Below are 14,081 nucleotides of genomic sequence, written 5' to 3'. Positions count from 1 at the left end.
CCCGCCCCGCCCCGTCCGCCCCCGCCGAGGTCGTCCGCCTCCCGTCGCTCGCGATGCTCGGCACCGGGTCCATGAACGGCGCCATCCTCGGCGGACTGCTGCAGCCGGGCGTCGAGGTCGAGGGCGACGTGCGCGTCACCACGCGCTCGGCCGCCAGCGCCGTCGCCCTCGGAGCCCGGGACGGCGTATCCGCCGCCAGCGTCGAGGAGGACGCCGACGCGAACCGCCGCGCGGTCCGCGGCGCGCGCATCGTGGTCGTGGGCGTGAAGCCGCACCTGGTGCCGGACCTGCTGCGCGAGATCGCCGACGATCTGGAGCCCGGCGCGCTCGTGATCAGCGTCGCCGCCGGCGTGACCGTCGCGACCTTCGAGTCGCTGCTGCCGGACCACGTGGCCGTCGTGCGGTCGATGCCGAACACGCCGTCGCTCGTGGGCCGCGGGGTCACGGGCCTCGCCGCCGGCACGCGCTCGAGCCTCGAGGACCTCGCGCTCGCCCGCTCCGTGTTCGCCACGGTCGGCGACGTGGTGGAGGTGCCCGAGGGCCGCATCGACGCGCTGAGCACGATCTCCGGATCCGGCCCCGCCTACGTGTTCCTGCTCATCGAGGAGCTGACGCGGACGGCCGAGGCCAAGGGCTTCAGCCCCGACGAAGCGCGTGTGCTCGTGCAGGGGACCTTCCGTGGTGCGGTGGAGCTGCTCGCCGCGTCGGACGACGAGCCCGCGGAGCTCCGCCGCCGGGTCACGAGCCCCAAGGGCACGACCGAGCGGGCCGTCGAGGTGCTGCAGGCGGCGGACCTGTCGGGGCTGTTCGACCGCGCGACCGACGCCGCGCTCGCCCGGGCGCGGGAGCTCGCGGCCGGCTGAGCTGGCCGCCGGTCGAGCCGCGCCGGCGCGCACCCGCGGATCAGGACAGCGAGGCGAACCGCTCGATGTCGGCCGACGTGCCCGACACGATGATGAGGTCGTGGTTCGAGACGACGGTCTCGGCGGTCGCGTACGTGAACGGCTTGCCGGGCGTCTTCACGCCGACCACCGTGATCCGGTAGCGCCGCCGCACCGACGACTCCGCGAGCGCCATGCCGCGGATGGGCTTCGGCGGGTACATCTTCGCCAGCACGAAGTCATCGTCGAACTCGATGAAGTCGAGCATCCGGCCCGACACCAGGTGCGCCACGCGCTCGCCCGCCTCGGCCTCCGGGTAGATCACGTGGTTCGCGCCGATGCGCTCCAGGATCTTGCCGTGCGACTGGCTGATGGCCTTGGCCCAGATCTGCGGGATCTTGAGGTCCACCAGGTTCGCGGTGATGAGCACGCTCGCCTCGATCGACGACCCGACCGCGACGACCGCGATGGAGAAGTCCTTGGCGCCCAGCTGCTGCAGCGCCTCGATGTTGCGCGCATCGGCCTGCACGGCGTGCGTCACGCGGTCCGACCACTTCTGCACGAGGCCCTCGCTCGCGTCGATCGCGAGCACCTCCCGGTCGAGCCGGGCCAGCTGGCCGGCGGTCGCGGCGCCGAAGCGGCCGAGCCCGATCACGAGCACGGGGGCGTTGTGGGGGATGCGTTCGCCCATGGTGGGGCCTTCCTGCTGCGGTGGATGCGGGGACGGGTGGGGCGACCGTCGGCTCAGCCGACGATCGGGCGCTCCTCGGAGCGCTGGAAGAGCTGTCGGCGGGTGCTCGCGGCGAGGGCCGCCGCGAGGGTCACGGTGCCGACGCGCCCCAGGAACATGGTGACCGCGAGCACGTACTTCGCGGGATCCGTGGCCTCGGCCGTGAAGCCCGTGCTGAGGCCCGAGGTGGCGAACGCGCTGATGGCGTCGAAGAGCACGTAGTCGAGGCGCTCGCCTGAGATCTGGAGCAGCACGATGCTGCTGAGCGCCACGGTCGTCGCGCCCCAGAGCACGATGCTCACCGCGAGGCGGAGCACGTCGCTCGGGATGCGGCGCTCGAACACCTCCATCGACTCGCTGCCGCGGGCCTCCGCGAAGGCCGCGAGGAACAGGATCGCGAGGGTGGTGACCTTGATGCCGCCGGCCGTGGACGCGGATCCGCCGCCGATGAACATGAGCATGTCGGTGACCAGCAGGCTCGCGTTCCCGAAGTCGCCCATGTCGAGCGTGGAGAAGCCGCCGGAGCGCGTCATGACCGAGAGGAACAGCGCCTGGAAGCCGTGCTGCACCGGATCCATGCGCGCGAACGTCCTCTCGTTGTCCCACTCGAGCACGACGTAGGCGAGCGTGCCGAGCACGATGAGGATGAGCGAGGTCCAGAGCGTGAGCTTCACGTGCACGGAGAACCGCCGCGGCTTCCGCCAGCCGCGGTAGACGGCGTAGATGACCGGGAAGCCGATGCTGCCGAGGAAGACGCCGATCATGAGCAGGCTGAGGAACCAGTAGTCCTGGTGGTACAGCTCGAACCCGGCCTCGCTGAACACGAAGCCCGTGTTCGTGAAGGCCATGAGCGAGTAGTAGAAGGAGTCGAGGGCGGCCTGGCCGACGGGGATGCCCTCCAGCAGGATCCGCGGGAACAGCAGCGCCGCGATGGACAGCTCGATGACGAGCGCGCTGATCGCGACCGTGAGCAGCAGCGTGCCGATCTCGCCGAGCTTCACGGCCTGGCCCTCGGCGACGGGGCCGTGGTGGATCCGCAGCGGGTTGCTGTCGCTCGCCGCCATGAGCCGCGCCTTGAGGCCGAGGCGGCGCGAGACGATGAGCCCCATGATCGACGCGAGCGTGAGCACGCCGATGCCGCCGATCTGCACGCCGAGCGCGATGAAGGCGTGGCCGAGCGGGGTCCAGTAGGTGGCCATGTCGACCGTCGCGAGGCCCGTGACGCAGATGGCGGACACGGCCGTGAAGAGCGCGTCGGCGAAGGGGGCGGTGTCGCCGGTGGACGTCATGCCGGGGAGCATGAGGATCGTCGTGAGGGTGAACACGAGCGCCGCGAAGATGAGGATCGCGAAGCGGGCCGGGGTGGAGTGCGCGAAGTAGTCGAGGAAGTCGCGGATGCGGCCGAGCAGCGGACGGCCCCTCTCCGGCTTGACGCGCATGGTCCCCTGTCCGCTCCGAGCCCTGTCGGCCCGGATGGTCATGGTACTGCGAGTGCGCGACGGAATACCCTTCGGGCATGGCTGACATCTTCGACGTCGTGTCGGATCCCACCCGACGCGACCTCCTCCGCGTGCTGCTCGACCGACGTGCCGTGCCCGAGGCGCCCACGGGGGAGATCAGCGTCTCCGAGCTCGTGCAGACCCTCGGGATCAGCCAGCCGACCGTGTCGAAGCACCTGCGCGTGCTGCGCGACATCGGCCTCGTGTCCGTCCGCGAGGAGGGGCAGCACCGGTACTACCGGCTGGAGCCCGCGCCGCTCGAGGCGCTCGAGGCCTGGGTCGCGCCGTTCGCGGCGGCCGATCGCGTCGCCGGCGGCGCGGTCGACGACGGCCACGCCGATCCCGACACCGGCCTGCTCGGCGGCGGCCTCTCCGCGGACCCCGACGGCGACGGCGAGCACGACCCGGCCGGCTACCCGTTCGCCGCGTCGCTCGGTCGCATCTGGGCGGACACCCGCTACCAGGCGGCCGCGGCCGTGCACGACGCCACCCGCGTGGCGGGCAGCGCGGGCCAGGCGTCGCTCGGTCGGCTGCGCGGCCGGAAGGCGGGGAACTCCCGGGACGCGTGATGCAGGATGTGACACGATGGACAGGCGTCCATCCGGACCCCTAGACTCGCGCACCAGCGCCCGCATCGCGGGGGCTACGAGGTCCGTGAGCCGGTCACGCAGAACGAGGAGTCCATCCGCCCATGTCGCGTGACCTGTCCGACGTCCGATTCCTCACGGTGGCCGAGGTCGCCGAGATGATGCGCGTCTCCAAGATGACCGTCTACCGCCTCGTGCACTCGGGCGACCTGCCCGCCATCCGCTTCGGTCGCTCGTTCCGCGTGCCCGAGTCGGCCGTGCTCGCCGCGATCGACCCGTCGAACGCGGTGCCCGGCCAGCCCGGGGAGGCCTCGCGTCACTCCGGCATGTCGGATGTCGGCTAGACTCCTCTGAGGCTATTTTCCGCGGGTCACCAGAGCCCGCGTGTTCCGTCCGGCAACAGATGAGGTGCCCCTATGGGTTCAGTGATCAAGAAGCGTCGCAAGCGCATGGCGAAGAAGAAGCACCGCAAGCTGCTTCGCAAGACGCGCCACCAGCGTCGCAACAAGAAGTAGAGCGCACGCGTCCACGAGGGCGCCGAACGCGACGAGAGGACGCCGACCCGGAGACGGGGCGGCGTCCTCTTCGTCTGTCCGGGCGTGGGTCTGTGCGGGTGCGGGTCTGTCCGCCTGTGGTGGGCGCGGCGCGGGGGGTCGTGGGCGGGGAGGTCGCGGCCGGTCAGGGCGCGGCCGGTCAGGGCGCGGCCGGGCCGCCCGCCTCCGCGGCCTCGCGGCGCACGCGTCGACGGGCGTCGCGGATGCTCGCGCGCTGCAGCCGCATCGACGGCCAGCCCGCGGCGCGCGCGTGGGCGGCCAGCACCCGGTCCGGGTTCACCACCACCGGGTGGCCGACGAGCGTGAGCAGCGGGATGTCGTGCCGCGAGTCGGAGTACGCCCAGCACGCGGCCGGATCCGCCCCCGTGCGCGCGACGAGCGCTCGCGCCGCGGCGGCCTTGTGCTCGCCGTGCAGGAACTCGCCCGCGAGGCGGCCGGTGTACGCGCCGCCCGCGATCTCGAGCGCGCTGCCCAGCGCGCCGGTGAGCCCGAGCCGTCGCGCGATCACGTCGGCGAGGAACGACGGCGACGCCGTGACGAGCCAGACCTGGTGGCCCTTCGCGAGGTGCTCACGCGCGAGGTCGAGCGTCTCCGGCCAGACGGTGGCGGCGGTGTGGCGCTCGTACACGTCGTCGGCGAGCCGCGCCATCTGCGCGACGGTGACGCCCGTCACCACCTGGAGGCCGCGGGCGCGGGCGGATGCGAGGTGCCGGTCGTTCTCGCCGCGCGCCTTGAAGCGCGCGTGCTTCCACCCGGCGCCGACGATGTCCCGCGTCGAGAGGAGGCCCGCCGCGCGGAGCCCGCGCACGAGGTGGAAGGCGCTCGCGCCATGGATCAGGGTGTTGTCCACGTCGAAGAACGCGAGGACCGGGGCGACCGCCTGCTCGACCATGATCGGGCCAGCGTAGGCGACGCTCCCGCGCCCGGCCGCCGCCCGTCCCGGGAGCGGCGCGACGGCCGCGCTCGCCTACGCTGGGCGGATGAGCGCAACGGTCCTCACCCTCGTCGGCAAGCCCGGCTGCCATCTGTGCGACGACGCCCGCGACGTCGTCACCCGCGTGCTCGGGGAGCTCGACCCGGCGCGCGCCGCCGACGTCACGCTCGAGGAGCGCAGCATCCTCGACGACCGGGCGCTCGCCGACGAGTACGCGGAGGAGATCCCGGTGCTCCTCATCGACGGCCGCGTGCACAACCACTGGCGGATCGACGCCGACCGGCTGCGCGCCGCGCTCGTCGCCCGCTGACCCGGGCCGTCCGCCGACCCGCGTCGCGCGCGGCTAGGGTCGTCGCATGACCCTGCGCCACGTCGTCTCCTGGAAGCTCGCCGACCGCGACCCCGCCGCCCTCGACCGCGACGCGGCCCGCGCCGCCGAGGCCCTCGGCACGCTGCCGGCGCTGGTGCCCGGCATCCGCTCGTTCCAGGTGGGGCGCGACGTCGTCGGATCCGCCCGCAGCCACGACCTCGTGCTCATCGCCGACTTCGACGACCGTGCCGCCCTCGACGCGTACGACCAGCACCCCGAGCACCAGCGCGTCGCCGCCGTCGTGCGCAGCCTCGTGGCGTCCGCGGCATCGGTCGACTTCGAGGTCTGACGTCGTCGGCGACGACCGCGCGACCGCCCGGGACGGCAGCGCGCGTGGCCCCCGGCGACGCATCACCCTCGCGCAGGTGGCGGAGCGTGCCGGGGTGTCGCGATCCGCGGTGTCCTTCGCGCTGACGGGGCGGACCGACCAGCGGCTCTCCGCGGACACGATCGAGCGCATCCGGCAGTCCGCCGACGAGCTCGGCTACCGCCCGAACATGACCGCCCGCACCCTGCGCACCGGCCGCTCGGGCACGGTGGCGCTCGTGTCCGACTTCGTGAGCAGCACGTCGCACGCGAACTCGATGGTGCGCGGCGCGCTGGACGCGCTGCACGAGCGGGACACGATCCTGTTCACCGTCGACACGCAGGGCGACGCGCGGCAGGAGGAGCAGCTCCTCGAGAGCCTCCTCGGGCGGACCATCGACGGCGTGCTCTACGCGTCCATGTTCACCCGCGTCGTCGAGCCGCCCGCCCTCCTCGACCAGGTGCCGCACGTGCTGCTGAACTGCGTGCCCGGGAGCGGGACGGCGTCGGCGGTGGTGCCGGACGAGGACACGGCGGGATCGGACGCCGCGCGCATGCTCCTCGACCTCGGCCACCGGGACCGGATCTGGTTCGTGGGCGGACTCCCCGCGGGCGTCACGGGCGGCCCGGCGTGGCGCGGATGGGCGCCGCTCGCGCTCGAGGAGCGGCTCGCGGGCGTGCGACGCGCGCTCGCCGAGGCGGGCGTGGAGCTCGCCGGCGTCCAGGACGTGGAGCGCGACTGGGACACCGCGGACGGGCGCGACGCCGTGGCGGCGCTCCTCGGATCCGGCGCCCGGCCGACCGCCCTCGTCTGCGCCAACGACGCCGTGGCCGCCGGTGCGTACCAGGCGCTGCACCGGAGCGGGCTCCGCGTCCCGGAGGACGTGTCGGTGGTCGCGTTCGACGGGAGCGCGATCAGCCGCGCGCTGGATCCGCCGCTCGCCTCGGTCGCGCTGCCGCAGCTGGAGCTGGGGCGCCGAGCGGTGGAGCTGCTGTTCGACCGGGAGGCGGCGCCTGCCGTGCACCGGATCCCGATGGTGCTCGCACCCGGCGCCTCGGTCGGGCCCGCCGCCTCCTGATCTCCGGGGAGAGTGCTTCCGTGGAGGTGCTAGATCGTTGTAGCATCCTGCGCGCGGCCGGTGCCCGACCGGCCCGCGATCTCACGACGCATACGAAGGAGTATGGGATGACTGCTGTCGAGGGGGCCCGGAGGGCCCCGAACGCCTGGTGGGTGGGCTTCGTGTGCGGCATGGCGACGTTCGTCGACGCCGCCGCGACGACGGGCGTGGGCATCGCGCTCGTGCTCTTCCTCGCGCCGCCGACCGGAGGGCCCGGGCTCACGGGCGCGGAGGTGGGCTATCTCACGGCCGTGCTCACCGCAGGCGTGGCCGCAGGCAGCCTGCTCGGCGGATGGGCGGGCGACCGGTTCGGTCGACGTCGCGTCTTCCTCGTCACGATGACGCTGATCGTGATCGGCTCGATCACGCCGTTCCTCGGCGTCTCGTCCGCGGCGCTGCTCCCCGGCATCGCGCTCATCGGCATCGGCGTCGGCGCCGACCTCCCCGTCGCGCTCGCGACCATCTCGGAGGCGGCGACCGACCGGAACCGCGGCAAGATCCTCGTCTTCTCGAACCTGCTGGGCGGGTTCGGGATCCTGCTGGCCGTGGTCATCGGCATCCTGTTCGGCCAGTCCGGGCCCACCGGCGGCCAGGTGATGTTCGGCGCGTTCGGCGTCGTCGGCGTCCTCGTGCTGCTGATGCGGCTCACCATCCCCGAGTCGGCGTCCTGGCTCGTCGCGCGCCGCGAGCGCTCCGACGGCGCGCGCACCGTGCGGGCGCAGCGGGGGCGGATCCGCGACCTCGGCCGGCCCGCGTACCGCCGGCCCTTCGTGACGCTGCTCGTGTACTACACGCTCGCCTCGCTGGCCATCAGCGTCGCCGGGAGCTTCGGCACGTACGTCGCGGTGAGCGTCGCGGGCGCGCGGGTCGACGAGTACCAGTCGTGGACGATCCTCGCGATGCCGGCCGCGGTGCTGGGCGCCCTGTGGTTCATGTCGGTCGCGGACACCCGCTTCCGGATGCCGTACTTCGTGGTCGGGTCGGTCGTGGTGGTCGCGGCGAACCTCATCCCGGTGGTGCTCGGCTTCAGCCTGCCGACGCTCGTCGTGTCGATCGTGCTCTCCACCTTCGCGGGCGCGTTCTGCTTCGAGACGATCATGAAGGTCTGGACGCAGGAGTCGTTCCCCACGCTGCTGCGGTCCACGGCGCAGGGCACCGTGTACGGGGTGGCGCGCTTCGCCACGGCCGGCCTCAACGCCGTGACCCCGGCGCTCCTCGCGCTGAACCCGCAGGGCGTCTACGTCGGCGTCTCGGCGGTCGCGGCGGCGGGCTTCCTCATCGGGTGGATCGGGTTCCGCCGCGCGCGCGGGACCGCGTTCGACGTCGAGGGCGACACCGTGCCCGCGACGGCGTCCGTGCGCACCGTGGAGGCGGTCGCGTGAGCGGCCCGGCCGGCGTGATGCGCATCCGTCCGTTCGAGGCGCGCGTGCGGGGCCTCGTGCTCCGCGGGTCGCAGCACCTGGTCGACGCCCCGGGACCCGGGCCCGTCGCGGTGCTGATGCACGGCTTCGGCGGCTCGCGGGTCGAGACGACGGGCGTGTTCGTGGCGCTCGCGCGGCGGCTCGCAGCGGAGGGGATCGGCGTGGTCGCCTACGACCGCGCGGGCCACGGCGAGAGCGACGGGGAGTTCCTCGACACCACGGTGACGGGCGACGTGGCCGACGCGCGGCGCGTGCTCGAGGCCGTGCGGGCGCTGCCGGAGGTGGATCCGGACGACGTGCACCTCGTGGGCATGAGCCTCGGCGCGGTCGTGGCGTCGGTCGTGGCCGCGGAGGAGACGGCGGCGGGGGCGCGGATCCGGTCGCTCGCGATGTGGTCGACCGCGGCGGTCTTCGTGGACGACATCCGCGGCGGCACCATCCAGGGCCGCTCGCTCGCGTCGCTCGACGCCGACGGCTGGTTCGACTTCGCCGGGATGCGCATGGGGCCGGCCATGCGGGACGACGCCCTCGGCTTCGACCCGTACGCGCGCGCCGCCGGATACGACGGCCCGGCCCTGCTCCTGCACGGGACGGAGGACTTCGTGCCCGTCGCGTACGCCCGGCGGTACCTGGAGCCCGACGCGCTCGGCGACCGGGCGGAGTTCGTGGTCGTCGACGGCGCGGACCACGGCTGGGCGCAGCTGCCGCAGCGCGACGAGGTGATCGCGCGGACGGTCGCGCACGTGCGGGCGCACGTGCGGGCGCACGGTCGAGCGCACGTGGCGGGCGGGGCGGCGTGAGCGGCGAGGTCGTCGAGCTGGGCGGCGGATCCGTCCGCGTGCACGGCCATCTGGGGCTCGTGCCGGTGCCGGGCGGCGTGCGTCCGGTGCGGCTCCCCGTCGACCGGTGGCGCGACTTCCCGCCCGCGGGCGAGCTCCTGCGGGCGCAGGTCTCGACGGCCGGAGGCGTCCGGATCCGGTTCACGACCGCCGCGGACGAGGTGCGGCTCCGGGTGCGGTGCACGCGGATCCACTACGACGAGCTGCCGGGGCCGCGCAACACGTTCGTCGCCGAGGTCGACGGCCGCGACCTCGCGCCCGTGGAGGCGCCCGTCGACGTGGTGCGGCGCATCTCGCCCCTCGGCGACCGGGCGGAGGAGACCGCGTCGGGGGCGGAGGGCGGCGCGTCGACCGTCGTGCTCCGCGGACTCGGGCGCGAGCTCTCGACCGTCACGGTCTGGCTGCCGCAGGGGATGCTGGTCGACCTGCTAGGGATCGAGGCCGTGGGCGGCGCCGGGCCCGTGCGCGCCGCGGATCCGCTCGGGCTGCCGCGGTGGATCCACCACGGCAGCTCCATCAGCCACGGCGTGGAGGCGCCCGACCCGACGGGCCCCTGGCCCGTCGTCGCCGCGCGCCGCGCCGGCCTCGACCTGGTCGGCCTCGGCTTCGGCGGGCAGTGCATGCTCGACCCCTTCGTGGCCGATGCCATCGCCGACGAGCCCGCCGACGTGATCTCGCTGAGCGTCGGCGTGAACATCGTGGGCGCGCGGTCGATGGACCAGCGCACGTTCGTGCCCGCGCTGCACGGGTTCCTCGACCGGGTGCGGCGCGGGCACCCGGAGACGCCGATCGTGCTCGCGTCGTCGATCCTCTGGCCCGGGAGCGAGCACGTGCCCGGGCCGCCCGGGGTCGAGCTGCGGGAGGACGGGACGGTGCGCTGCTTCGCGGCGGGCGACCCGGCCGACGTGGGGCGGGGCGCGCTCACGTTGGCGGAGTCGCGGATCCACGTGGCGCACGTCGCGCGGGTGCGCACCGCGTCGGGGGAGCGGATCGCCCACCTCGACGGCCTCGCGCTGTACGGGCCGGACGACGTGGAGCGCTTCCCGCTGCCCGACGGGCTGCATCCGGATGCGGCGCTGTACGCGGAGATGGGGCGCAGATGGGCGGCGCGCGTCTTCGGCGACGGCGGGCTGGTGCCGCGCGCGGGCCGGGGCGCATCGGTCGGCGCCTGACGCGCGCACGCGGATGCGGGCACGGCCGGTGCCGGCACCCGGCCCGGCGCGTGTCGTGCGGGAGGATGGGCGCATGGCGGGAGCGGTCGAGGTCGAGCGGGTGTCGGTGGTCGTCGACGGGATCCCGCTGCTCCGGCCGACCGACCTGACCGCCTCCGCGGGCGAGGCCGTCGCCGTCACCGGACCGAACGGCGCGGGCAAGACGACGCTGCTGCGGGTGCTGGCGGGGCTGACGCGGCCGAGCACGGGATCCGTCCGCGTCGCCGGCCGGCCCGTCGACGAGCGGCGCGCGGAGTTCCGGCGGGCCGTGTCCGGGGCCGTCGGCCATCCGCCCGTCGCGCGCGACCTCACGCTCGCCGAGCACCTCGCCGTGATCGCCGCCTCGTGGGGCATGGACGCGGAGGAGGCGCGCGCCCGGGCCGCCGACCACCTCGAGCGCTGGCACCTGGCGCCGCTCGGCCGCCGCTTCCCGCACGAGCTGTCCTCCGGGCAGTCGCAGCTCGCCGCCCTCGCCATGGCGACCGTGCGGCCCTACGACGTGCTGCTCCTCGACGAGCCCGAGCAGCGGCTGGATCCCGACCGGCTCCAGCTGGTGATCGGGATCCTCCGCCAGGAGCTCGAGGCCGGGCGCACGCTCGTGCTCGCGACGCACAGCCCGGTGCTGCGGGACGCGGTGGCCCGCCGGAGCGTCGCGCTCCTCGGCGACGCGGCGTGAGGCCGGGCCGCGCGCTCCGCGTCGTCCGCGGGATCCGGGACGAGCGCGGCGGCGCCTCCGCCATGGACGTCGCGTACGCCGTGTACGCGGGCGCGCTCGTGGTGCTCATCGTCGGCTTCCCTCTGCTGCGGGCGGTCGTGCTGGAGCTCGCGGAGCCGGCGGCCGCCGCCGCTCTCCGCGCGCACGGCCCGACCGCGACCGCCGCGGCGTGGGGGATCGCCGCCACGGCCCTCCTCGCGGCCGGCGGCGCGCGCGGTCCCGCGCTGCTGTCGCCCTTCCTCGCCTCGGCCCTCGGCGGCAGCGCGCTCCCGCGGGCGGTCGTGCTGCGGCGGCCCACCGCGCAGGCGTTCGTCGGCTGGGCGGCGCTCGGCGCGCTCGTCGCGGTGCTGCCGGCGATCGCGCTGCTCATCGCGGGCGACGCGGATCCGGTCCCGGTCGTCGCCTTCGCCGCGGGCGGGGCGCTCGCGGGCGTCGCGGTCGCGGGATGCTGGCTCCTCGGCCAGCGGCTGGGCCCCGGGGCGCGAGCCGCGGTCGGCGCGGTGCTGCTCGGATCCACGGGGCTCGGCCTCCTGGCGCACGCGCCCGTGGCGCCGTGGGGCGCGCTCGCGGCGCTCTTCCCCGGGCCGGTCGCGGGATCGCCGGGGCCGGCGACCGGATCCGCGGGGCTGCCGGCGGGATCGGTCGCGGCGCTCGGCGTCCTGGTCGCGCTCGCCGTCGTCGCGGTCGCGGCGGCCCCGCTGCTGCTCCGCGGGTTGCGCGGACCCGACCTCGTCGCTCAGGCCCGACGGTGGGAGGCGGCGACGACGCTCGCCACCACGGGCGACCTGGCGATGGCCGCCGGCGGCTTCCGGCCCGTGCCGCGGGTCGGGCGCGGGCTCGCCGCGGTGGGCGGGCGCTCGCTGCCCGCGCTGATCCTCCGGCGCGACGTCGTCGGATCCCTCCGCACGCCGGTCCGCGTCGCCGCGGCCGCCATCGGGATCGCGACCTCCGGGGGGCTGGTCGCCGCGGCCGTCGGCGGCGACGGGGTCGGGCGCTGGGGCCCGGGCGTCGCGGCGGCGCTCGTCGGCTTCCTCGCGCTCGGCGTGTGGGCCGACGGCTTCCGGCACGTGGTCGACGTGTCGTCCGCGCCACCGCTGTACGGGATCCCCACGGGCCGGCTGCTCGCGCTGCACGCGATCCTGCCCGCCGCGGCCGGGGTCGTGGGCGCGCTGGCGGGCGCGGGCGTCGCGGTGGCGCAGGGCGCGGATCCGGCCGGGCTCCCCGCCGCGCCCGGGGTCGCGTTGCTGCTCGTGGCGGTGCGCGCCTTCGACGCCGCGAAGGGGCCGCTGCCGCTCGAGGTGATGGCGCCCGTGGCCACCCCGGCCGGCGACGCCTCGGCGCTCGTGGTCGCGGCGTGGCAGGCGGACGCGCTCCTGCTCGCGGGTGGATCCACGCTGGCGGTCGTCGCGGCCACGGCGTCCGTGGGTCCGCTCGGCGCGGCGGTGGCGCTGCCGATCGCGGCCGGGATCGCCTACCGCGCCCGCCGCCGGATCGCGACGGCGCGCGACTAGGCCGGACGCGCCCCGGTGCCGGTGCCGGTGCCGGTGCCGGTGCCGCCGCCGGACGCGCGCGAGGCCGGCGTCAGTCCACGCCGAGCTCGTGCACGACGCGCGGGACGGCCTCGCGCTGCGGCGGCTCGGGCACCAGGTGCAGGCCGGCCGCGGTGTTGGCGCTGTCCATGAGCACGTCGACCCAGGCCGGGTTGATCGCCGGGGGCCGGCTGCCGGAGAAGCGGAAGTGCAGGGGGAGCTCGGGGGCGATCCAGACGGTGCTCCGCCCGTCGCCCTCGGCGGCCGGGTACTTCCACGAGAAAGCGAAGCTCTCCTTCCGGCGGAGCTTGTTGAGCATCACGATCTGGAGGTGGGCGAGCGCGCGGTCGTCGATCGTCGTGCGCGTCGACGTGTCGTAGATGAGCTGACCCACTGCTGGCCCTCCCGGATCGTGGTGATGTGCTGCACATTACGGCACGTGAGGAAAGCCGTGCGGGCGGGGACCGCGGGCGCGCCGACGAGCGGGCGCCCGATCCGACGAGGACGACGCCGGGAGGACGACGCCGGGCGGCCGACGCCGGGCGGCCGACGCCGGGCGGCCGGCGGCGGGCGTCAGAACCCGAGCGCGGCACGCACCGCGCGGGCGACGTCGCGCGGCGAGACGCCGTCCGTCGCGATGACCGCCTCGGCGAGGTCCGCCCGCTCCTGGCGCGCGGCGAGGTCGCGGAACCGCGCCAGGTGCCACTCGCGCGCCGCCACGCGATCCGCGTCGTACCGGGACCGCAACCGCGCCTCGACGACCGCGTCGGACGCCGTGAGGCGCACGCACCGCACATCGATCCCGAGCGCCGCGCGGTACCTGTCGAGGTCGGCGCGCTCGGCGATCACGCCGCTGACCACCAGCTGCCGCGGCCCCGCCGCCCGGTACTCGGCCCAGGTGGCGGCCATGGCCTGCGCCTCGATCACCACGTTCTCCGGATCCCCCGCCGCCGTCGGCCACGACCGGTGGAACCAGTCGACGTCCATGAGCGCGAACGGCGTCCCGTCCGCTGCGAGGAGGTCGCCGAGGTGCTCGAGCACGGCGCTCTTGCCGACGCCGTAGGTGCCGTCGAGGAACACGGCGGGCGGGAGGGCGAGGTGGTCGGGCACGGCTCCATCCTGCCGGTCGCGTGCGCTGGGCCGGCTGCCGACCGGTCAGATGGCCAGGCGGAGGACGCGACGGGCCTCGATCTCCTCGAACGCCGCGCCGACCGCGTCGAGGCCCGTCGCGCGAGCGGCCCCGCCGCCCGGTACTCGGCCCTGGTGGCGACCATGGCCCGGCGGCTCCCCCGCGCGATGCGCATCCGGGAGCGCGCGGGTCGCGCGGGGTCCGGGAGACGCGGAACTGCCCGACCCCGCGAGGGGATCGGGCCGTCCGGTGGAGCGG

At 75.3% G+C, this 14,081-nt stretch carries 17 protein-coding genes; 12 read left to right on the top strand and 5 right to left on the bottom strand.

The window, feature by feature from the left end:
* A partial coding sequence (proC, locus tag AWH51_RS12825; protein WP_063072445.1) for a pyrroline-5-carboxylate reductase occupies positions 1-863 on the top strand: 863 nt, incomplete at its 5' end.
* 40 nt (positions 864-903) lie between these two features.
* On the opposite strand, the gene AWH51_RS12820 is transcribed toward proC, so the two are convergent.
* Both AWH51_RS12820 and AWH51_RS12815 read right to left on the bottom strand, forming a co-directional pair.
* The gene (locus tag AWH51_RS12820; protein ID WP_043671599.1) at positions 904-1,572 is read right to left on the bottom strand and encodes a potassium channel family protein; all 669 of its coding nucleotides are present in this window, start codon (positions 1,570-1,572) and stop codon (positions 904-906) included.
* 53 nt (positions 1,573-1,625) lie between these two features.
* Entirely contained in the window at positions 1,626-3,050 is a 1,425-nt protein-coding gene (locus tag AWH51_RS12815; protein WP_063072444.1) for a TrkH family potassium uptake protein, read from the bottom strand.
* 77 nt (positions 3,051-3,127) lie between these two features.
* Here AWH51_RS12815 and AWH51_RS12810 point away from each other — a divergent pair, with 77 nt between their 5' ends.
* The 3 genes from AWH51_RS12810 (at position 3,128) to AWH51_RS15755 (ending at position 4,212) form a co-directional block, all read left to right on the top strand.
* Positions 3,128-3,679 carry an ArsR/SmtB family transcription factor gene (locus AWH51_RS12810; protein WP_063072443.1) on the top strand — a complete coding sequence of 184 codons (552 nt, stop codon included), beginning with the start codon at positions 3,128-3,130 and terminating at the stop codon, positions 3,677-3,679.
* Between the two features lie 122 nt (positions 3,680-3,801).
* Complete coding sequence (locus AWH51_RS12805) at positions 3,802-4,041, top strand: helix-turn-helix domain-containing protein (protein ID WP_012299821.1); 240 nt, start codon at positions 3,802-3,804, stop codon at positions 4,039-4,041.
* Positions 4,042-4,113: 72 nt separating this feature from the next.
* A complete protein-coding gene (locus tag AWH51_RS15755; protein ID WP_003792170.1) occupies positions 4,114-4,212 on the top strand; it encodes a 30S ribosomal protein bS22 in 99 nt (32 codons plus the stop codon).
* Between the two features lie 178 nt (positions 4,213-4,390).
* On the opposite strand, the gene AWH51_RS12800 is transcribed toward AWH51_RS15755, so the two are convergent.
* Positions 4,391-5,143: an HAD family hydrolase gene (locus tag AWH51_RS12800; RefSeq protein WP_063072442.1), complete on the bottom strand. Its 753-nt coding sequence runs from the start codon at positions 5,141-5,143 to the stop codon at positions 4,391-4,393.
* An 88-nt stretch (positions 5,144-5,231) separates the two neighbouring features.
* On the opposite strand from AWH51_RS12800, the gene AWH51_RS12795 reads away from it, so the two are divergent.
* From AWH51_RS12795 to AWH51_RS12760, 8 genes are all read left to right on the top strand, one after another.
* Positions 5,232-5,495, top strand: a complete 264-nt coding sequence (locus AWH51_RS12795; protein WP_063072441.1) for a glutaredoxin family protein — start codon at positions 5,232-5,234, stop codon at positions 5,493-5,495.
* A 46-nt stretch (positions 5,496-5,541) separates the two neighbouring features.
* Positions 5,542-5,844, top strand: a complete 303-nt coding sequence (locus AWH51_RS12790; protein WP_063072440.1) for a Dabb family protein — start codon at positions 5,542-5,544, stop codon at positions 5,842-5,844.
* A gap of 76 nt (positions 5,845-5,920) precedes the next feature.
* Positions 5,921-6,940: a LacI family DNA-binding transcriptional regulator gene (locus AWH51_RS12785; protein ID WP_302621245.1), complete on the top strand. Its 1,020-nt coding sequence runs from the start codon at positions 5,921-5,923 to the stop codon at positions 6,938-6,940.
* 107 nt (positions 6,941-7,047) lie between these two features.
* Positions 7,048-8,361, top strand: a complete 1,314-nt coding sequence (locus AWH51_RS12780) for an MFS transporter (RefSeq protein ID WP_063072439.1) — start codon at positions 7,048-7,050, stop codon at positions 8,359-8,361.
* The gene (locus AWH51_RS12775) at positions 8,358-9,200 is read left to right on the top strand and encodes an alpha/beta hydrolase (RefSeq protein ID WP_254654577.1); all 843 of its coding nucleotides are present in this window, start codon (positions 8,358-8,360) and stop codon (positions 9,198-9,200) included. Before AWH51_RS12780 ends, AWH51_RS12775 begins: the two co-directional genes overlap by 4 nt.
* Positions 9,197-10,411 carry a GDSL-type esterase/lipase family protein gene (locus AWH51_RS12770; protein ID WP_063072438.1) on the top strand — a complete coding sequence of 405 codons (1,215 nt, stop codon included), beginning with the start codon at positions 9,197-9,199 and terminating at the stop codon, positions 10,409-10,411. The genes AWH51_RS12775 and AWH51_RS12770 overlap by 4 nt, the downstream gene beginning before the upstream one ends.
* Before the next feature lie 73 nt (positions 10,412-10,484).
* Positions 10,485-11,126 (top strand): ABC transporter ATP-binding protein, encoded by a 642-nt coding sequence (locus AWH51_RS12765; protein WP_063072437.1) that lies wholly within the window; start codon positions 10,485-10,487, stop codon positions 11,124-11,126.
* The gene (locus tag AWH51_RS12760; RefSeq protein WP_063072436.1) at positions 11,123-12,676 is read left to right on the top strand and encodes a hypothetical protein; all 1,554 of its coding nucleotides are present in this window, start codon (positions 11,123-11,125) and stop codon (positions 12,674-12,676) included. The genes AWH51_RS12765 and AWH51_RS12760 overlap by 4 nt, the downstream gene beginning before the upstream one ends.
* 70 nt (positions 12,677-12,746) lie before the next feature.
* Here the strand turns inward: AWH51_RS12760 and AWH51_RS12755 are convergent, their stop codons facing one another.
* Both AWH51_RS12755 and AWH51_RS12750 read right to left on the bottom strand, forming a co-directional pair.
* Positions 12,747-13,088 carry a hypothetical protein gene (locus AWH51_RS12755; RefSeq protein WP_063072435.1) on the bottom strand — a complete coding sequence of 114 codons (342 nt, stop codon included), beginning with the start codon at positions 13,086-13,088 and terminating at the stop codon, positions 12,747-12,749.
* A gap of 179 nt (positions 13,089-13,267) precedes the next feature.
* Complete coding sequence (locus tag AWH51_RS12750) at positions 13,268-13,804, bottom strand: AAA family ATPase (protein WP_063072434.1); 537 nt, start codon at positions 13,802-13,804, stop codon at positions 13,268-13,270.
* Positions 13,805-14,081: the final 277 nt, after the last annotated feature.

Source organism: Clavibacter tessellarius, from assembly GCF_001618005.1.
Taxonomy (GTDB): Bacteria; Actinomycetota; Actinomycetes; order Actinomycetales; family Microbacteriaceae; genus Clavibacter; species Clavibacter tessellarius_A.
The sequence above is the reverse complement of the archived record's forward strand: the minus strand, read 5'-3'. Positions and strand labels throughout refer to the sequence as shown.